The 19510-nt window shown below is 56.7% G+C and carries 18 protein-coding genes; 13 read left to right on the top strand and 5 right to left on the bottom strand.

Features of this window, described 5'->3' with window-relative positions; all coding sequences use genetic code 11:
* Nucleotides 1–44: 44 nt before the first annotated feature.
* The 6 genes from AC2FI8_RS00520 to AC2FI8_RS00545 all read left to right on the top strand — a co-directional run bounded on the left by AC2FI8_RS00520 (nucleotide 45) and on the right by AC2FI8_RS00545 (nucleotide 6927).
* On the top strand, nucleotides 45–467 hold the full coding sequence (locus AC2FI8_RS00520; RefSeq protein WP_496776414.1) for a hypothetical protein: 423 nt from the start codon (nucleotides 45–47) through the stop codon (nucleotides 465–467).
* A gap of 392 nt (nucleotides 468–859) precedes the next feature.
* Entirely contained in the window at nucleotides 860–1843 is a 984-nt protein-coding gene (locus AC2FI8_RS00525) for a glycosyltransferase family 2 protein (protein WP_496776416.1), read from the top strand.
* A 5-nt stretch (nucleotides 1844–1848) separates the two neighbouring features.
* Nucleotides 1849–2793: a hypothetical protein gene (locus AC2FI8_RS00530; RefSeq protein WP_496695087.1), complete on the top strand. Its 945-nt coding sequence runs from the start codon at nucleotides 1849–1851 to the stop codon at nucleotides 2791–2793.
* The gene (locus AC2FI8_RS00535) at nucleotides 2790–4805 is read left to right on the top strand and encodes a hypothetical protein (RefSeq protein ID WP_496776418.1); all 2016 of its coding nucleotides are present in this window, start codon (nucleotides 2790–2792) and stop codon (nucleotides 4803–4805) included. The genes AC2FI8_RS00530 and AC2FI8_RS00535 overlap by 4 nt, the downstream gene beginning before the upstream one ends.
* Before the next feature lie 108 nt (nucleotides 4806–4913).
* Nucleotides 4914–5912 carry a glycosyltransferase family 2 protein gene (locus AC2FI8_RS00540; protein ID WP_496738746.1) on the top strand — a complete coding sequence of 333 codons (999 nt, stop codon included), beginning with the start codon at nucleotides 4914–4916 and terminating at the stop codon, nucleotides 5910–5912.
* A gap of 31 nt (nucleotides 5913–5943) precedes the next feature.
* Entirely contained in the window at nucleotides 5944–6927 is a 984-nt protein-coding gene (locus AC2FI8_RS00545; protein WP_496776420.1) for a hypothetical protein, read from the top strand.
* Between the two features lie 3 nt (nucleotides 6928–6930).
* Here the strand turns inward: AC2FI8_RS00545 and AC2FI8_RS00550 are convergent, their stop codons facing one another.
* Nucleotides 6931–7236: a DUF6476 family protein gene (locus AC2FI8_RS00550; RefSeq protein ID WP_496722258.1), complete on the bottom strand. Its 306-nt coding sequence runs from the start codon at nucleotides 7234–7236 to the stop codon at nucleotides 6931–6933.
* Between AC2FI8_RS00550 and AC2FI8_RS00555 the strand changes: the two genes are divergently transcribed.
* Nucleotides 7235–8269, top strand: coding sequence for an RluA family pseudouridine synthase (locus AC2FI8_RS00555; protein WP_496776422.1), 1035 nt, complete (start codon nucleotides 7235–7237; stop codon nucleotides 8267–8269). The genes AC2FI8_RS00550 and AC2FI8_RS00555 overlap by 2 nt on opposite strands.
* Nucleotides 8270–8415: 146 nt before the next feature.
* Nucleotides 8416–9312, top strand: a complete 897-nt coding sequence (gene rpoH, locus AC2FI8_RS00560) for an RNA polymerase sigma factor RpoH (protein WP_496776423.1) — start codon at nucleotides 8416–8418, stop codon at nucleotides 9310–9312.
* Between the two features lie 41 nt (nucleotides 9313–9353).
* Here rpoH and AC2FI8_RS00565 read toward each other — a convergent pair whose 3' ends face one another.
* On the bottom strand, nucleotides 9354–10424 hold the full coding sequence (locus AC2FI8_RS00565; protein ID WP_496776425.1) for a fasciclin domain-containing protein: 1071 nt from the start codon (nucleotides 10422–10424) through the stop codon (nucleotides 9354–9356).
* A gap of 224 nt (nucleotides 10425–10648) precedes the next feature.
* Between AC2FI8_RS00565 and AC2FI8_RS00570 the strand changes: the two genes are divergently transcribed.
* Genes AC2FI8_RS00570 through AC2FI8_RS00580 form a run of 3 tightly spaced genes read left to right on the top strand, consistent with a single transcriptional unit; the run spans nucleotide 10649 to nucleotide 12852 of the window.
* Nucleotides 10649–11623: a Gfo/Idh/MocA family protein gene (locus AC2FI8_RS00570; RefSeq protein WP_496776427.1), complete on the top strand. Its 975-nt coding sequence runs from the start codon at nucleotides 10649–10651 to the stop codon at nucleotides 11621–11623.
* Between the two features lie 58 nt (nucleotides 11624–11681).
* Nucleotides 11682–11951, top strand: a complete 270-nt coding sequence (locus AC2FI8_RS00575; protein WP_472723549.1) for a DksA/TraR family C4-type zinc finger protein — start codon at nucleotides 11682–11684, stop codon at nucleotides 11949–11951.
* 13 nt (nucleotides 11952–11964) lie between these two features.
* On the top strand, nucleotides 11965–12852 hold the full coding sequence (locus tag AC2FI8_RS00580) for a DMT family transporter (RefSeq protein WP_496776429.1): 888 nt from the start codon (nucleotides 11965–11967) through the stop codon (nucleotides 12850–12852).
* Here the strand turns inward: AC2FI8_RS00580 and AC2FI8_RS00585 are convergent, their stop codons facing one another.
* From AC2FI8_RS00585 to AC2FI8_RS00595, 3 genes are all read right to left on the bottom strand, one after another.
* Complete coding sequence (locus AC2FI8_RS00585; protein WP_496776431.1) at nucleotides 12853–14673, bottom strand: M3 family oligoendopeptidase; 1821 nt, start codon at nucleotides 14671–14673, stop codon at nucleotides 12853–12855. It abuts the gene before it with no gap.
* 68 nt (nucleotides 14674–14741) lie between these two features.
* On the bottom strand, nucleotides 14742–15725 hold the full coding sequence (locus AC2FI8_RS00590) for an alpha/beta fold hydrolase (RefSeq protein WP_496776433.1): 984 nt from the start codon (nucleotides 15723–15725) through the stop codon (nucleotides 14742–14744).
* Nucleotides 15725–16015: an SCP2 sterol-binding domain-containing protein gene (locus AC2FI8_RS00595; protein ID WP_496738736.1), complete on the bottom strand. Its 291-nt coding sequence runs from the start codon at nucleotides 16013–16015 to the stop codon at nucleotides 15725–15727. Before AC2FI8_RS00595 ends, AC2FI8_RS00590 begins: the two co-directional genes overlap by 1 nt.
* A 69-nt stretch (nucleotides 16016–16084) precedes the next feature.
* On the opposite strand from AC2FI8_RS00595, the gene AC2FI8_RS00600 reads away from it, so the two are divergent.
* A complete protein-coding gene (locus AC2FI8_RS00600) occupies nucleotides 16085–16654 on the top strand; it encodes a tetratricopeptide repeat protein (protein WP_496776435.1) in 570 nt (189 codons plus the stop codon).
* A 22-nt stretch (nucleotides 16655–16676) separates the two neighbouring features.
* Complete coding sequence (locus AC2FI8_RS00605) at nucleotides 16677–19508, top strand: helicase-related protein (protein WP_496776436.1); 2832 nt, start codon at nucleotides 16677–16679, stop codon at nucleotides 19506–19508.
* Nucleotides 19509–19510 lie beyond the last annotated feature (2 nt).

The raw sequence follows: 19510 nt of genomic DNA on the forward strand, positions 1-19510 counted from the left end.
GAACTCTCCAACTTCTTGGCACAGTTTTGTATGAGGGTTCAGTTTTGAGTGCAGCAGTTAAGATATTGAAAAATATGGAATTAGTAAACGGCATTGGTATAGTAATTGCCCTGTTAATCGGGTCAGTATTTTTGGCTGTCGTATCGCCTGAGTTAGGTTTCGTCACGGGCTTATTGCTGTTGCTTGTGCCGGGGTTTGCGCTGATCAAGCCGCTGCCTAAGCTCAAGCTGGGCCATAGAGGTTTTAGCTTCGCTGTATTGTCCTTCGTGGGGATGCCAGCCACGTTCAGGTCACTTAGCATGGTAAACAAACAAGATGAAGTTGAACCAGCGTTACTTAAACAAGACAACCCAGAGGCATACCTTCCCTCGCTAAAAGACAAGGACCAAGAACTCTGGATTTCCGAAATGGCGGATATCGGCCCGGAACGGTATACTGCCGAATTAGTTCGAATTGATAAAGAGTAGGAACTTCGCCATGCGGAGGCAGCGGCACGGTGTGAAGCAGAAAACCCTCTGCATGTGCAAAGCGTGTGCCATAACTATCTGGACGAAAAAACCGGAGCCGATTGACAGCCTCCACAACACACAATACCTCCTTACACAGCACACATTTGGGGAAACCTGATGGCTAAAGAAGGGCGTTTTGCTCATAAAAATATTGGGTCTGAGAAGCTAGTTCGAAATCGCCAGATGCTTCTCGACCGCACCATTATCCAGCTGAAATTAGCGATTTATCAGTGCATCTGCCGTTTAGAGATGCACCAGTTCGCGTCGGAATGCCCGCACCGCAATTTCCTATCTCGCCCACGTGGATCGGGATGTGTATGAGTGGGGCAAGACTATTTGGGAAGGGTAATATGTCTCAGTCCATCACCGTGTTCACAACGATGAAGAACGAAGGCCCGTATATGCTGGAATGGGTCGCGTTCCACAAAACACTCGGCATTGATCATTTTGTGATTTTCACCAACGACTGTGATGACGGAACGGACAAGATTGCTGCAAGATTGCAAGAGCTTGGCATGGCCACTCATGTCAGCAATGAAGTGAAAGAAGGGGGCAATCCCCAGCACCAGATGCTGCGCCGCGCGCGCCGTCAGCCCAAGGTCAAGGAGGCCGATTGGCTGTTATGTCTGGATGTAGATGAATTCTGGAATATCCGCTGCGGCGACAACGGATTTCATGACCTGATTTCCGAGGTCGAACAAAAGGCAGGTCAACCGGTCGATGCGATATCTCTTGCGTGGAAGTTGTTTGGAAGTTCTGGAAACATCAGTTTCGAAGACAGACCGGTGACAGAGGTATTCTCGATGGGGGATCAAGAGTTCCCCTATCATTCAAGCCGCGCTTTTGGGCTGAAAACGCTGTTCCGAAACAATGGCAAGTTCACTCGGTTTGGTCCGCATCGCCCAAAGGGCTTTGACGAGGAGGTAGCGCCTGACATCGCTTGGTCAGATGCTGGCGGAAAGCTGTTTCCAGCCGATAAAGTCGGTTGGCGGGCGTGGCGCGGGTTCGACCATTCCTTGGGACGCATCCACCACTATTCAGTCCGGTCCATGGACGGGTTTCTTGTCAAGCGCGACCGGGGTAGAACAAACCACATCAAAGTAGATCAGGGGCAAGCTTATTGGCAGGACATGAATGCCAACAAAGAGTCCGACCAATCCATCTTGCCCGCCGCACGCCGCGCCGCACCTCTGCTGACCGAACTGAAGGCGGATGAAGAGTTGAATGAATTGCACGCGCAGGCTTGCGACTGGCACCGAGCCAAAGTGTCCGAAATCAAGATGCGCCCGGAATGGGTAGAGTTTCGCGTCTGGCTCGCCGATAACCTGATCTGATCATCATGGCCGAAGACCTTTCGAAAGAGCAGCTGAAACCTGAACACCCTGATCGCAAGACAGGGTATGAGCGTATTCTGACGGATCCCGCTCCGCCTTGGTTTGTCGAGCTGTACCCCGGCGGCGACGGCACTGGGTACTTTCAAAAGCTGGAACGCCACTCGATCCTGTTCCATCAGCGCTACCCGAAGCGTCTGGTAGTCAGCTTCGACAATATCGCCAACGCCAATGACCTGTCCTTCGCGCGCGAGCCGTGGGGCTGGAAATTCTTTCGCGACGAAGGGTGGTCCCACATGGGTGTCTTCGCGCGCACCAAGGCATGGTATCGCGACCCCGAGATCATTTCCTATTTCGAAAACAAGGTCGCCGAGGGGTTCTTTGACCGGTTCGATCAGGTGGTTTTTGCAGGCGCATCGATGGGCGGCTTTGGGGCACTGACCTTTTCGGCGCATGTACCCGGCGCGCATGTGATCGCGTTCAACCCTCAGACAACACTGGATGAACGGCTGGTGCCTTGGGAAACCCGCTATAGGTTCGGCCGCGTACAGGATTGGGATCTGCCAATGAGCGATGCGGCTCAAACTGTTCAGACAGCTGGTAAGGCTTACGTCTTTTACGACCCATTCTTTGATCTGGACCGGCAGCAGGTTCAGCGTCTGCAGGGCGACAACGTGATGTTGCTCAAGACCTGGTTTTCAAACCATTTCGCGGCGCCTATGCTGCGCAAGCTGGATATCCTCAAGCCCGTGATGCTGGGGGCGATGGACGGCTCACTGGATACGGTCGGTTATTACAAGATGATGCGCGCCCGACGTCGCCTGCCTATGTATATTCGGGGGATTGAGGCCATCGGCGCCGAGCGGCACCCTGACTTGGCGGCAAAAGCCCGGCAGCGGTTCCGCCGACTGCGCCGGCAGGCCATGGCCGAGAAGGAAAGGGACGCCTCGTGAGCGCTGCCAAAGGTGTGTTTGTCGGCCAGCGCAAGGACCGCATGGGCGCGCGGTTGCTGATGATGCTGACCTGCATCCGGCTGGCCGAAGATTTCAACACGACCTACCGGGTGAATTGGTTCCCGCAAGGCGCGGACGCGCCCGAGCTGGACCACCCACAAGAGTTGTTCGCGCAGGACTGGATGGATGAACATTTCCTTACTCCCAAGGAGTTCGGAGCCCTTTCGCAGAATGCCTTGCCGATCTGGTCCTTCCAAAGCGACACGTCGCCCGACCGCCTGATTGCGCATCTCAACGCCGGACGGTCGGTGTTGGTCGAGGAAGGTTTCGAGGTGCTGGCCTTCCCGTGGGAGGACGTCGAGACCATCCGGCCAAGGTATCGCGACTTCATTCACCGGGTCGGGTTCACGGAAGAAATACGCGAAATTATGGATTACGCGGATGCCAGGCTGTCAGGGCTGGGCGTATCTGCCTATCACATCCGCCGCGGTGATATTTTGAATGGGTTGCCGTGGAAGCACACGACCTGGCCCGCAAAGATCGAACCCGAAGAACTGTATGAGGCACATCTGGCGAAGAACACCGATAAAGGGGCCATTATGTTCTCGGACCAGCCGGAACTGATTGCCCGGTTTCAGAAACAGTTTCCGCATCTATTGCAGATGTCAGACATTGCTGATGTCTCAGGCATGACGCGAGCAAAGCGGGATTTTCTTGAACTCTACACAATGTCGCGGGCGGATCTGGTAATTGCGCCTGCAGTTTCGGCATTTTCGATGGCGGCCTCACGGATTGCAGGACATCAAAGCAAGGTGTTTCGGGACGTTCTCTCAGAAGACGAACTCAATGCCGCTAACGAGAAAGTCGTTCAGAGACTGTCCAAAGGAGATACGGGGTTTCTAAATCCGTCCGAAGCTGCACACATTTACGCAAAAGCGACGTTTCATCTGTTTGATTTTCGCGCTGAGGATCGCACTGCATTGGCAACGGAGATTGGAAGCCAGATCCTTGAGGCCGGAGCGGACAATGCGTTCCTGCCAGTGTTACAGGCAATTAACCTTTTCTATTTGCGGCGAGGCGACGAAGCATTGCAGATGGCCGATCGGGCGTTGGGAGATATTAACCTCTGGCCCGAGGACCACGCGGTAGCGCGCGCGTTGAGGGCTGCGGTTCTGGGCTCTCAAAAAAAAAGGTGGATGGCGGCACGAGAATTCAGCTTGGCGTTTTGGGCCAAACCTCTGCGGCCGGATGTTACAATTTTTGGGTCGCGCCTGTTGTTCCGTGATCAACTTGCTTTCAGGGCACTGCCACCAATCGACTGGGCTGTTCAGAAATCAATTCGTAGATCTTGGTTCAATTTCAATGCACATGTTGCGCAACGGAAGGTTATTGCCCGCCGTCCGTGTAACTTTGATCTCATTCTTCTGGATTGGTCCGTTCTGTCTCTGGATGAGCGCGCGCGGCGTTTGAAAGGCAACAGAGAACGTCTTTTGGCGCTGCAAGATGGTCTTAAGACCATGAAGAACTTGTCACCAGATGCCCAGTTTTCCGAGGATAGCCCCGAGCACAAAAGTTTGACATCCGTGCTGCAGGTTCGTCTGGGCCGGATGCCAAATGAAAAGGCCATTGATGTTGCGCAATGGGTTTGTACACAACGTCCGGACAATCCTCTTTATCAGAAACGTCTGTCAGAACTATATGAAGCGGAAGGCGACAATTCGCGGGCGCGTTTGGCGATGGCGGATGCATTGGCCTGTGATCCCGGTAATCCGTTTCTGATTTTCGCGATGGGGTGTTTTCTGGACCGGATTGGCGCAGAAGAGCAGGCACATCAACAAATTATGGAAGCAGCCGACATCGATGACAATACAGCGGCAATACAGGGTGCTGCAGGGCAATTATTGCTTCGAAAGGGAGAAAAGGCCAAAGCCCGAAAATACCTGTCCCGGGCGCGTGACCTTTGCCCCAAACTCAAGCGGTTCTCGAACCAACTTAAACGGGCAGGTGGGTAATTGACCGGATTTCCCCTTGGTAGTTCCATTAATTCAACTTAATTTACCGGCAAATTCAGAATGATCCCGATTAGTTCCGGGCAAAAACAACGAACAGGGCAGTCAATCATGACCGATCAGGACCCTCGATATATCAGTGTCACTCCGATGAAGAACGAAGGCCCGTTCGTGCTAGAGTGGGTGGCCCATAATCGTGCGATTGGTATCGACCAGATGGTTGTGATGACCAATGACTGCACCGATGGCACCGATGCCTTGCTGCAACGGTTGGATGAAAAGGGCGTGCTGACGCATATCGACAACAATTCACGCCGCAAAACCAGCCCGCAAAAGCGTGCTTATAATACTTTCCTGAAGATGGAAGTCGCACGCCCGCAGGATTGGGTCGTGGTGATCGACGCCGATGAACATATCAACATCAAGACCGGGGATCATACGCTGCGGGCATTGACCGATGCCATCCCTAACGCCAAGACGATTTCAATGACATGGCGGTTGTTCGGAAACGCAGGTGTCGTGCGGTACGAAGACCGGTTTTTGTCGGATCAGTTCCGACAGGCCGCTCCGGAAAAGATCTACCGACCGCCGCAGGCTTGGGGCTTTAAGACCATGTTCCAGCGTGAGATCTGGGATGGCTTGGGCGTTCATCGTCCCAAAAAGCCGACAGTCGAAACCATTGAAGAGTGCCATTGGTACAACGGGTCGGGTCAGCTGATGCCTGAACGATATTATGACAGAAGCTGGCGATCCGCCCGTGACTCGGTCGGCTATGAGTTCGTGCAGGTCAACCACTATGCTCTGAAATCCTGCGAAAGTTATCTGGTCAAAAAGATGCGCGGTCGCGCTCACCATTTGGGGGAAAGCCTTGGCCTGGAATACTGGAACATGATGAACCAGAACGCTGAGATGAATACCTCGATAGATGTGGTTTTGGATCGCAAACGTGGTTTCTATTACGAAATGCTCTCTGACCCCGAGGTTGCGCGCCTTCATCATGCGTCTTGCGATCTGCACCGCCAACAGATCGGGCAATTGCGCGACCTGCCCGAGATGCAGGACCTCATGCAGCAGATGACCGCAGGTTTCACGGCCAGCCAGCAGGCATGACGCAGCACAGTTCGTGGACAGGAGCTAGGTAATGCTTTGGCTGCACATGGGGATGCCCAAAACCGGCACGACCGCCTTGCAGGGATTTCTGCGCCGGAAACAATCGGTCATGAACGAGATCGGCCTGCACTATATGGAGACCGGCCGACGCAGGCTGGATGGCGGCACACGTCTGGCGATAAGTCACAACATCGTCGCCTTTCACATCAACCAGAGCGCTGATCCGATGGATCCGTTTCGGTCTGCTATGACCACTGAGTACGATGCGCATGCGGATCAGACCTGTGTTGTTTCGTCCGAGATGTTCTATTCCTGCAATCTGAACCGGCTGGCCGAGGTTTTTGCTGATATCCCCTCGCGTGCATTGACGATCACCTACTATTGCCGCCGGTATTCCGATTTCTTCGAGGCGGATTACAAACAGCGGGCCAAGGCAGGGCGGTTGTCCAACGGCGGCAGTGAATACATCCGCCAGCAACTTGATCTTATCCGCAACCACCCGGAACGGTTGAGCTTTTCTGCCAAAATCGCCGAAATCCGGACCGCCTTTCCCGGCGTCACCGTTGCTCCGCTTTTGTATGAACGCTCGGGCATGGTGCGGGGCAACGTCGTTGATGATTTCCTGTCGCGGATCGGTACGCCATTGGCCGAGGAGGTTTCAGCAGGAGCCGTGTCTAACCCGTCGCAATCCCGCGCGGCGAGCGAAGCTTTTGGTGTCATCTCCCGTGCAATGGGGCGTAAGAAAAGTCGCCAGTTACGCCGAATTTTTGTCGATGATCCCGTCATGGTGCGCCGGAATGATGTGCTGGAACCAGATGAGCGCGCTTGGCTGGACGAATTCCTGGCCAAGCAGGATACCACCTTTCAGCAAGAGTTCTTTCCCGACCGGCCCGAACTGTTCAGCCCGACAAAGCTAAGCGATGAGGACAAGAGGTTCCGCAGGGATACGCCGGAAGAGTATGAGGCTTTGCGTAAAGCCTCTGAGATCGTATTCCGGATGGCTTTGGACAGCTGATCGCTACTCTTGTACGACGATTTCCTGACGCTGTTTTCCGGTCGTCTTGTCAAAAATAAGGATGCGGTTGTCATCGGTCACGACGGCGTACCAGTTGCTGCCGATGGTTACGGCCTGTGCTTTGGCACCATCCGGCAGTTCAATTTGATCGGGCAGGGTAGGGGTTCTGTCCGATAGTCGGATGACAATCAGTGCGAATGTCACTAGAACCCCGCCAATCATCACCGCGGTCAGCAGCATGACCATGCGCCGCAGCAAGCGAAGCTGTGGTGTTTCCTGCGGTTCTTGGGGTTCGGAAGGGACAGTCATGGGCACCCGCCAGATTGAATTTCAGATCGCGGCCGATCCGCCGCCACGTCTTGATAAGGCGCTTTCACGGGATGTACCAGCGGATGAAAACCTGTCGCGCACCCGCCTGACCCGTCTGATCGAGAACGGCGAGGTGACAATCGACAGTGTCGAAGTTCGGGACCCCAAGGCCAAGGTGACCGAAGGCGCCTCGGTGTCGATCTCCGTCGCCGAAGCCGAAGAAAGCCACATAGGTCCCGAAGATATCCCGCTGAACGTCGTCTATGAGGACGCGGACCTGATCGTCATCAACAAACCGGCAGGCATGGTCGTTCACCCTGCGCCGGGCTCGCCCAACGGAACACTGGTCAATGCCTTGCTGCATCATTGCGGTAAGGACCTGTCAGGTGTGGGGGGCGTCAAACGCCCTGGCATCGTGCACCGCATCGACAAAGAGACCAGCGGCTTGCTGGTGGTCGCCAAGTCTGACGCGGCCCATCACGGTCTGGCGGCGCAGTTCGAGGCGCATAGCGTCGAACGCTATTACCGCGCGATTTGCTACGGCGTACCGGATGCGAATGACCCACGTTTGCGCGGCATCAAGGGTGTCAGCTTTGAACCGGGTAATATCATGCGGCTGACCACGCAATTGGCGCGGCACAAAAACGACCGGCAGAAACAAGCGGTTCTTTTCCACGGTGGTCGGCATGCGGTCACTCGGGCGCGGTTGGTCGAGACATTTGGCAACCCGGCTGGCATCGCGCTGATTGAATGTTGGTTGGAAACCGGCCGGACGCACCAGATCCGTGTCCATATGGCCCATGCCGGGCATGGGCTGGTTGGCGATCCAGTGTATGGGGGCAAACGCAAGCTTGCGGCGAAAGCCTTCAGTGCTGCCGCTGCTGAGGCTGTGCGCGGTTTTTCGCGACAGGCGCTGCATGCCGCAGTTTTAGGCTTTGAGCACCCTGTGACAGGCGAAAACCTTCGGTTTGAGGCTGATTTGCCAAAAGATATGGAAATTCTGATTGAACAATTGCGCGCGCCACTGACATAATACGCAAACATACGTGAGTAACGCGTTCTTAGCTTTCCTTTATCAATCGTTAATTTCAAACTGTTAACGGTACCTCTTGAATGGATCGGGACTTATTCCCATATCCCATGTTAACGAAGTAAACATTTGTCGGAGGGACATGAATCATGGCAAATTACGCAAATCTCCCCGCGCCGACGCCCGAGGGCGGTCTGAACCGCTATATGCAGGAAATTCGCAAATTTCCGCTGCTTGAGCCGGAAGAAGAGTACATGCTCGCCAAGCGTTGGGTCGAAGAGCAAGACACTGAAGCTGCACATAAAATGGTCACGTCACACCTGCGATTGGCGGCCAAGATCGCTATGGGTTATCGCGGCTATGGCCTGCCACAGGCCGAAGTGATTTCCGAGGCCAATGTGGGCCTGATGCAGGCGGTCAAAAAGTTTGATCCGGAAAAAGGTTTCCGTCTGGCGACCTATGCGATGTGGTGGATTCGTGCCTCGATCCAGGAATACGTTCTTCGGTCGTGGTCGATGGTCAAGCTGGGCACCACGTCGGCACAGAAAAAGCTGTTCTTTAACCTGCGCAAGGCCAAAGCTCGTATTGGTGCGCTGGAAGAAGGCGACCTGCGTCCTGAGAACGTCAAAAAGATCGCCGAAGATCTGGGCGTGACCGAAGCTGAAGTCATCAGCATGAACCGCCGGATGTCGGGTGGTGATGCCTCGCTGAACGCGACCGTCGGGTCCGAGGGCGAAGGCACCATGCAATGGCAGGACTGGCTTGAGGACGAAGATGCCGATCAGGCGGGCGATTACGAAGCCCGCGACGAGCTGGACGCCCGGCGCGAGCTTCTGGCCGCTGCGCTGGATGTCCTGAATGACCGGGAAAAGGACATCCTGACTCAGCGCCGTCTGATGGATCAGCCCGTCACGCTGGAAGAGCTCAGCACGCAGTACAATGTCAGCCGCGAGCGCATTCGTCAGATCGAGGTTCGTGCCTTCGAGAAGCTGCAGAAAAAGATGCGCGAACTGGCCCGTGAAAAGGGCATGATGGGTACTGTCTGACCCAATTGGTTCAGCCCGCCATAACGGCGGGCTGATTTTCTTTAGACGAAGATAAAGCTGTCTTCGGTCAGATGTCCGGCCCCAACGCCCGCCAGGACAATACTGTCCCCGTCACCTAGATCGATCGTGGTCTGGAAGAAACCACCCGAGATATCATCCTCGATATCCTCGAACCCGGCGATGCCTTCGTAGCCGGACAAGTCAATTTTGTCCTTTCCGACCCGGAAGTCGACGATCCAGTCATCGCCGTCTCCGTTTTCAATGACAAACATGTCTTTGCCACGCCCACCGAACAGGATGTCATCGTCGGCTCCACCATCGATCACATCGGCCCCTCTGCCGCCGAATATCGTATCTTCGCCTTCGTCACCACGCAGAATGTCTTTGCCGCGACCGCCAATGATCACATCGTTTCCAGCGCCGCCCAACGCGACGTCGTTTTCTCTGCCGGTATTGATGACATCGTTCCCGCCACCACCATGAACAAAGTCCTGACCACGCCCGGTAAAGTAGAAGTCGTCCGAGTCGTCGCCGAGGATGAAATCGGTGTTTTTCTGACCCAGAATGTCCGTCACCGATACGGGCAGAAGGACACCGTTTAGGGCGTGAATTATCCCGTTTGTGGCATCAATATCGGTTTGGATGATACCCGGATCGGCGATGCCGTCATCCGCATCGCCCAGACTTGGTGGGGCGCTTTGAAGGTTCAATTCAACCGACGAACCCTGCAACGTTTCGATCTGTGCGCCGTCGCCCAAGCCGGCGACCGCAGCCAGGTCGAATTCCCCGTTGACCACGTGGTATTTCAGCACCTCTGTCAGCAGGGGGATGGGATCCCCTCCGCCCAACAGGGTCAGCGCCTTGACGATGTGCCCCAACGCGCCTGCTTCGTCCGAACCCGCATAGCCCAGAGCCTGGGCAAGTCCGATAAAGGCGGCGTCGGTTGGGGCGAATACCGTAAGGCTGGCCTCGGGGTCATCCAGTGCACCAGCAAGGCCAGCGGCAACAACGGCCTCGCGCAGGATGTCAAAATCTCCGTTGTTGTCATCGAACGAGCCGACGGCTCCGCTCATCAACACGATTCCGGTAATTGTCTCTGTCGGTGTTGGCATGTCTGGCAATCTCCCACCCAGTTGGTCACAACATCAATCCCGGGTGCTTTGAGCGGACAATGCCGATTACCCGGTGACATAGCTGCTACGGCGCGGACAATGAAACGGATCAAGAAATTCTCAGGTTTGCGTGCGTTATTGGGCGGAAAACACCACGAAACCCCTGACTTTAAAGCGATTCCCTGATAGAGACGGCACAAGCTAACAAAGGATGAGGCGGCGGTATGCAGCAACCTGTTCAATGGGGCGTTCTTGGCGCCGCGAAATTCGCACGACAGTTCATGGCGCCGGCAATTCACGCGGCGGACGGGGCCCGGTTGGCAGGTCTCGCCACGTCGGACGCAGCCAAGGCTGAGCCGTTCCAGCAGTACTGCCCTGATCTGACGGTTTATGGCAGCTATGACGCCCTTTTGGCCGATCCCAAGATCGACGCGGTCTATATCCCGCTGCCCAACCATCTGCATGTCGAATGGAGCCTCAAGGCGCTGGACGCGGGTAAGCATGTTCTGTGTGAAAAGCCCATGGCCATGTCCGCGCCCGAGTTTGATGCGCTGATCGAAAGGAGGGATCAGACCGGTTTGCTGGCGGCCGAAGCCTACATGATTGTGCACCACCCGCAGTGGCATTTCGTGCGACAACTGATTGCGGATGGGGCCATTGGAAAGCTCGTGCATGTGACGGGCGCGTTCAGTTTTGACAACCGCGCAGACACCGGAAACATCCGTAACCGGGCCGAAACCGGGGGCGGTGGGTTGCGCGACATTGGCGTTTATGTAATCGGCAGCGCCCGGTTCGCCACCGGGCAAGAACCGGTCTCGGTACAATCTGCAATCCGCTGGGAAGACGGCATTGATGCCTTCACCGAAATACGCGCGCAATTCCCCGATTTCACCTATTCCAGCTATGTCTCGATCCGGATGCACCCGCATCAAGAGATGGTGTTTCATGGCGAGGGTGGTGTGATCCGCCTGACCGCGCCGTTCAACGCGCGGGTCTTTGGAGAGGCGCGGGTGGAACTGCACCGCCCAGGATTGGAGGTTCAGGTCACGCGCTTCCCCGGCGACGATCACTACAAGCTTCAGGTCGAGGCATTTTGCCAGTCAGTCCGCGACGGGGCTGATTACCCATGCCCGTTGGAATTCTCGCGCGGAACGCAGGCAATGATTGACAGGGTGTTTGAGGGCGCGGTCGCCCTCTGACTTGCCACGCAGCGCTCGGCTGGACTAATCTGGCTGTCACCTGATCAGGAGGGAGACCATGGCAGGCGGTTGGGCGCGTGATGGCGCGGTGAGCGAACAGATTGAAGCGTCCATTACGGACGAACTGGCCCGGATGCAGGCGCAAAAGCGGCCTGTCGGGGAAAGCCTGACCCATTGCGCCGAATGTGAAGAGCCGATTCCAGAAAAGCGACGGATCGCCATTCCCGGTGTTAAACTTTGCCTGGATTGCCAACAGGATCGGGACAGCTCATTCCAAGCGCGTGGCGGAATCAATCGGCGCGGTTCTAAAGACAGTCAGTTGAAGTAAGCGGGGCACAAGGATGCCCGACACCAAAGAGAAGCAGCCACTCTTGCAAAACGGGCTGGTTCTTGGGTTTCTTGCGGCTTTCCTGTGGGGCACGCACAGCGTCATAGTCCGCTACCTGACCAGCGATCTGGGAGGGCTGCAAATTGCGGTAACGCGCCTGTTCATCGCAGCTATCGCTATTTATTGCATGCTGCGCGTGATGCGGGTCGCTGTTTCGATCCGGTTGAATGACTGGAATTTTCGGCTGGCCGTTCTGTCCACCGTGGTCAACTACATCCTGTTCCATATCGGGCTTGAACATACCGGTGCAGCCAATGCCATGGTTCTTGAGAACACGGCGCCATTCTTTGTGCTGATCTTCTTGTATTTCTTTGCGGACACGCCCGTTACGCGCACAGACATACTTGCCACGGGGTTGGCGATTTTTGGCGTCTTCCTAACGGTATTTCAGGATTTCCAAGGCCGTGGAGAACCCCTGTTCGGGGACCTGCTTGAAATCGGCGCAGGGCTAAGCTGGGCGGTTTTCCTAATCTCAAGCAGCCGGGCGATGCGAAACTCTGAAACGACCGGAGAACGTCTGAACTTCCTATTTGGGATATTCTTGTGCTCGGGTGTGCTATTGGTCCCGCTGGCCGCATTTTCACTGCAAATACCAACAGCCAACGATGCCGTCTTCCTGATTTTGTTGGGGGTGCTGCCGACCGCTTTGGCCTACTACCTCTGGTACGAGGCCGCCGCGCGGGTCTCGACGTTGACTGCGACCTTGATGTTCGCCGCATCCGTGGTGTTTACGTTCATCAACTCAGCCCTGTTTCTGGGGGCCGCAATCACGCCGGTCGCGGCCCTAGGGGCTGTGTTGATTGTGGTCGCCATTTTCCTGACGACCAAAAGCCAGAAGTGACTAGTTTTCCATCGCTTCCAGCTCGTCGATAAAGCCGGAAATCATCGACAGACCCTTGTCCCAGAATTTGGGATCGCTTGCATCCAATCCGAACGGGGCCAGCAGTTCCTTGTGGTGTTTGGACCCACCAGCGCGCAACATTTCGAAATACTTGTCTTCGAACCCGTCCGCACCGCTTTCGTAGACCGAGTATAGCGCGTTCACCAAACCGTCACCGAACGCATAGGCGTAGACGTAGAATGGTGAATGGACGAAGTGCGGGATATAGGCCCAGAAGGTCTCGTACCCATCCATGAATTCAAATGCGGGCCCAAGGCTTTCGGCCTGAACGCTCATCCACAAAGCGTTGATGTCATCCGGGGTCAGCTCGCCCTCGCGGCGGGCCGCATGCAGTTTGCATTCGAAGTCGTAGAAGGCGATTTGTCGGACAACTGTGTTGATCATGTCCTCGACCTTGCCGGCCAGCAGCACTTTGCGTTGTTCGGGGGTCTTGGCCTTATCCAACATCTTGCGGAAGGTCAGCATTTCGCCGAATACAGATGCAGTCTCGGCAAGCGTAAGTGGCGTTGACGACAGCATCTCGCCCTGATCGGCAGCCAGCACCTGGTGCACGCCGTGGCCAAGCTCATGCGCCAGTGTCATCACGTCGCGCGGTTTGCCCAGATAGTTGAGCATCACGTATGGATGAACCTCGGTGACGGTTGGGTGTGCAAAAGCGCCCGGAGCTTTACCGGGCTTCACGGCCGCATCGATCCAGCCTTGTGAGAAGAACGGCGCCGCAATCTCACCCATGCGAGGATCAAAGGCATTGTAGGCGTCCATCACCGTCTTTTCCGCTTCATCCCAATCAACGATGCGGGTGTCTTCCATCGGTAGCGGAGCGTTACGATCCCAGACCTGCATGACATCCAGACCCAGCCATTTGCGTTTCAGCTCATAATAGCGATGGCTGAGCTTGGGGTAGGCGGCCACGACCGCCTCACGCAGAGCCTCAACAACCTCGGGTTCCACGTCATTGGACAGGTGGCGACCGGTTTGCGCGGTCGGCATGTTGCGCCAGCGATCTACGATTTCCTTTTCCTTGGCCTGTGTGTTGTGGACACGGGCGAAGGTTTTGACGTTGTCCTGAAACACAGCGGCCAACTCGCGCGCGGCTGCTTCGCGTTTGGCGCGGTCCTGCTCGGTCAGAAAGTTCAGGGTGCCTTCAATGTTCAGTTCTTCGCCATCAACAGTGAAGGTCAACCCGGCAATGGTTTCGTCAAAAAGACGCTCCCACGCGTCGCCAACAACGCCGAGGTCGTGCAGGAATTTCTCAAGCTCGTCAGATAGTTGGTAGGGTTTCATCGCGCGGATGCGGCGGAAGACTGGCTCGTACCGCGCCAGATCGGCATTCACATCGAAATGCGCCTTCAGGACATCATCGTCGATGCGGTTGATCTCAAGCGTGAAGAACACCAGCGGGGTGGTGAAGATGGTGATCTTTTCCTGCATGTCGGACAGAAACTTGGCACGCTCGGCATCTGTGGTCAGCTGATAGTAGCGCAGGCCGGCAAACGACATGATGCGCCCGGCGATTGAATTGATTTTCTCATTGCGCTCGACGCAGGTCAGCAGACCCGCAGCATCCAGATCAGACAGCTTGCCCTCGTAGTCTTCGGCAAACGAGGCACATTCCTTTTCCAACCAGTCCAGATCGCGGGACAGTTCGGGCGCGTCCTCTGAGGTGTAGAGATCGGTCAGATCCCATTCCGGCAGGTTGCCCAGATTGCCGGCACCTCCGGCAGCATTTGCGTCTCGGACGGGAAAGGGAAGGTCGCGCATGGATCACCTCGATAATAGCTTTCGCCAACATCTAGGCGCGCGAGACGGGGATCACAAGCGGTGCGTGATCAGACTTCGGAAGACAGAACCGGTTCCGGCACCGCGTCAGTTTGCGTGGCTTTGAAATGAGCGGCCAATTGGTCAAAGACCGGCCCGCGCACGTCGGGTGCCTCCATCAGAACTTCGTGTTCGCCATCTGGGATTTCGACCAGAGTGCCACTGGGCCAGTTCGCCATGCGGGCGCGGATAGCCTTGCGGTCGACAATCTGTTCATGGCTGCCCAGAAAGGTAAGACACGGCGTATCCGGTGCGGTCTGGTCCATCAACCAGGCGCATTCATCCAAGGCTTCGCGCAGCCAGATGGTCGAAGGCGCACCAAGCGCCAGTTCGGGCTGTGAAGCCAGTTGATCCTTCATCATCTGGAACATGTCCGGATCGCGGGTCAGTACATTCCCCTCGAACGGTTGGGAGGCCACATAGCTTTCCAAGGATGTGGTCGGTGGTGTTTTTTCCCCCAACCCGATCCTAGGCCCCCAATAGGCTGTCAGACGGCTGAGCGGTTTCATGATTGGGGTAAAGAAAATGCCCCACATCGGCCCGGTAAAGGCACAGGCGGCAAAGCAGTTCTTTTCCAATGCTGCGCGCATACCGATGGCCCCGCCCATGGAATGTCCGATCACAAACCAAGGCTTCGGCAGATTCAGTTCGGTTGCCAGGTTCAGTGTGGCTTGAACATCTTGTTGATAATCCGTGAACTGCTCGACATGCCCGACGCGCGGGTCATCCAGTAGCCTGTCGGCCAGACCCTGACCGCGCCAGTCGACAGCCAGGAAGGCAAAGCCGCGGCCAGTGAATTCGGCCGCGCAATTGCCGTACTTCTCGATGTATTCGGTGCGGCCGGGGAACATCATCACCGTGCCGCAGGTATCGCCTTCGGGCAGCCAGTGGCCCACCCGAATGCGTGTGTTGTCCGCTGTGTTCAGCCAATGAGCCTGACCACCGGCGGGGACGCCGGCCATGTCTGCAAAGAAAGGGGCCGGCGACAGATCCATCAGGCCAGTGCCGATGCCAGTTGCATGGCAACGCCCATGTCACCATCCACGGTCAGCTTGCCCGACATGAAGGCGCCGGTGGGGTTCAACTCGCCGCTGAGGATCTGTTCGAACGTGTCTGCGTCCGCGCTCATGGTGACGTCCGTTTCTTCATCACTGACGCGCGCGCCGCTTGCGTCCAGAACGATCGAGCCCAGATCGGCGATGGCAAATTTTGCCGATGCGGTAAAATCGCCGCCCGACAGTTTTTCGTTCAATGCGGCTGCCGCTTTTTCCAGAGTGTCGCTCATGATTCTCCTCACTATGTTTGTGCGCCGGGAATGGACATCCGCGGGCGCAGCGCTACACTGAACGTTGTTATGAGCATTGCAAGCACCAATCTCAAAGGTATCGTCGCGGCAACAGCGCTTCTAGTCACGTTTTCCATTCCTTCTTTCGCCCAAACGGCGGATTCCAAGGATGAGGAACAACTATTGCTGCAACTGTCGCAGGCAACCCCCGAACAGGCGATGAACATAGATCGTCAGCTCAAGGCGCTGTGGGCACAGTCTGGCTCGGCCTCGGCGGATCTGTTGCTTGAGCGCGGGCGCGAGGCATTGGAGGACGGTGACTCGCTGGCCGCGATCCAGCATCTGACTGCGCTCACGGATCACGCGCCGCAATTTGCGGAAGCCTGGCACGTGCGGGCATCGGCCTTTTTTGGGATCGAACGTTTCGGTATGGCTGCGGCTGATCTGGAATACGCCCTGACGCTGAACCCCAACAATTACGAGGCCATCTACGGATTAGGGCTGATTTTTGAGATCGTCGATCGACCCGACAAAGCGCTGGACGCTTATGAACGTGCTTTAGCTATACATCCCCATCACGAAGAAGTAACCAATGCCGTGAATCGACTGAAGCCCCGGGTCGAGGGCTCGGCCCTCTAACAAGCTGGGGCAGGGGGCAAAGGTGAGCGGGTCATCCCGAATCGTGGCCGTACTGGGCCCGACCAACACAGGCAAAACCCATTACGCGATTGAGCGGATGCTGGGGCACCGGACAGGTGTGATCGGCTTGCCGCTGCGTCTGCTGGCGCGCGAGGTCTATGACAAGATCGTCGCGATCCGCGGGCCGTCGGTCGTTGCCCTTGTAACGGGTGAAGAGCGGATCGTTCCGCCGCGTGCTAAATACTGGGTCTGTACCGTTGAGGCGATGCCCGAGGGTATGGGCGCAGATTTCGTAGCCATCGACGAAATCCAGCTGTGTGCAGATCCCGAGCGTGGTCATGTTTTCACCGACCGTCTGCTGCGGTCGCGCGGAACGAATGAGACTCTGTTTTTGGGCTCTGACACTTTGCGCGGTCCGATTGCGGCGCTGGTGCCCGAAGTGCAGTTCATTCGCCGTGAACGAATGTCTCAGCTGGTTTATTCCGGCTCGAAAAAGATAAGCCGCATGCCCGCACGTAGTGCCATTGTCGGGTTTTCGATCGATAACGTCTACGCCATTGCCGAGCTGCTGCGCCGCCAAAAGGGCGGGGCGGCCGTTGTTATGGGCGCGCTCAGCCCGCGCACCCGGAATGCGCAGGTCGAGCTGTATCAGAACGGTGAGGTGGACTACCTCGTTGCAACTGACGCCATTGGGATGGGTTTGAATCTTGATGTGAACCACGTGGCGTTTTCGTCGCTGACCAAGTTTGACGGCCGGCGTATGCGGCTTCTGGCGCCCAATGAACTGGCCCAGATCGCAGGCCGGGCAGGGCGCGGGATGTCGGATGGCACCTTTGGCGTGACCGGTGAAGCCCCACCGCTGGACGACGGGGTGGCGCAGGCGATCATGGACAGCCGGTTCACGCCGATGAAAAAGCTGAATTGGCGAAATGCCGCTTTGCGATTTGGCTCGGTTGAGGCCCTTATCGACTCGCTTGAGGTTAGCCCTGACAGCGAACATCTGATCAAGGCCCGACCCGCAGACGACCTGAACGCACTGAAATCGCTGTCTCAGGATGCCGAGGTTATCGCCCGTGCCAGCGATGGCTCTTCCGTCCGATTGCTGTGGGATGTGTGCCGAATCCCCGATTTTCGCGGTATCAGCCACGCGGAGCACGCCAGCCTGCTTGAGGTGATCTATGGTCATCTGCATGAACGCGGCGCTATCCCTGACGAGTTCATGGCGCGGCAAATCCGCCGCATCGACAAAACAGATGGGGATATTGATGCACTGTCCAAAAGGTTGGCATATATTCGCACCTGGACATATGTTGCGCAACGAAACGGATGGGTGCGTGACGAATCACATTGGCGCGCGGAAACGCGCATTGTAGAAGACAGGCTGTCGGACGCTCTGCATGATCGTTTGACTCAGAGATTTGTGGACCGGCGCACGTCAGTGTTGTTGCGCCGGCTCAAACAGAAGGAGGCCCTTTTGGCCGAAGTAAATGACAAGGGTGAAGTGACCGTCGAAGGAGAATTCGTCGGTCGTCTGGAAGGGTTCCGGTTTACCCCGGACAAAAGCGCACAGGGAACCGAGGCGAAAGCTCTCAAATCGGCCTCTCTGCAAGCACTCGCACCGCAATTCCATCTGCGTGCAGACCGCTTCTATAACGCGCCCGATACCGAAATTGATTTTACCGATCAGGGTGGCCTGATGTGGGGCGAGTATGCTGTTGGCAAGTTGGTTGCCGGGGCAGAACCTCTCAAGCCGATGGTCGAGGTTTTTGTGGATGAGGCCGCAGGCCCGGATGTCGAACAGAAAGTGCAGCGCCGTCTGCAACATTTCATCGACCGAAAGGTTGCCGCCCTGTTCGAGCCGCTGCTGAACCTGTCGCGCGACGAAGAGTTGTCAGGTTTGGCCAAAGGGTTCGCCTTCCGCATGGTTGAAGGGCTGGGTGTTCTGCCCCGCGCAGGTGTTGCGCAAGAGGTCAAAGATCTGGATCAGGACGCCCGTGGAGCCCTGCGCAAGCACGGCATTCGGTTTGGTCAGTTCACAATCTTCATGCCGCTTCTGCTGAAACCCGCGCCTACGCGTCTGCGTCTGGTTCTTTGGGCGCTGGCCGGTGGATTGCAGGAATTCCCTGACGCGCCGCCTCCGGGTCTGGTCACTGTTCCGGTCGCCAAAGGTGCGCCCGAGGGCTACGATACCATGTGCGGTTACCGCGATGCCGGCGAGCGTTCGATCCGCATCGACATGCTGGAACGTCTGGCAGACATGCTGCGTGCCGAAGACAGCCGAGGTGGTTTCGAGGCCAAGCCCGATATGTTGTCGATCACCGGCATGACGCTTGAGCAGTTCGCGGATCTGATGCAAGGGCTGGGCTATAAGGCCGAGCGCGGTGAGCGTGAAAAGGTGAAAGCCGCACCCGTCGAAGCCGAAAAGCCCGCGACTGACGTGACGGAACAGCCTGCCGCCGAGGAAACCCCGGCGCCCGAGGCAAAAGCCGAAGAGGTCGTCGCGACCGCCGAGGCGCCAGCCGAGGCCACCGAAAGCACCGAGGCGGTAGCCGAGGCTCCGGCAACCGAACCCACCTCAGACGAGACCGAAGTTGAGGTGTTCTACACTTTCACCTGGGGTCGTCAGCGTCCAGCCAATCGTGCTCCGCGTCGTGAACAGCGACAAGGGCAGGGGCCGGGCAAAGGCAAACCGCGCGGTAAACCGCAGGATGGTCGCGGCAAGCCGCAAGGTAAGAAGGGTGGCAAACCGCAAGGTGGCAAGACCTTCTCATCCCGTCCGCCCCGGAAGGAAAAGGCGATCGATCCCGATAACCCGTTTGCAGCAGCGCTTATGGGTTTGAAGGACGGCAACTGATC

The organism is Ruegeria sp. CDSB029, from assembly GCF_059611125.1.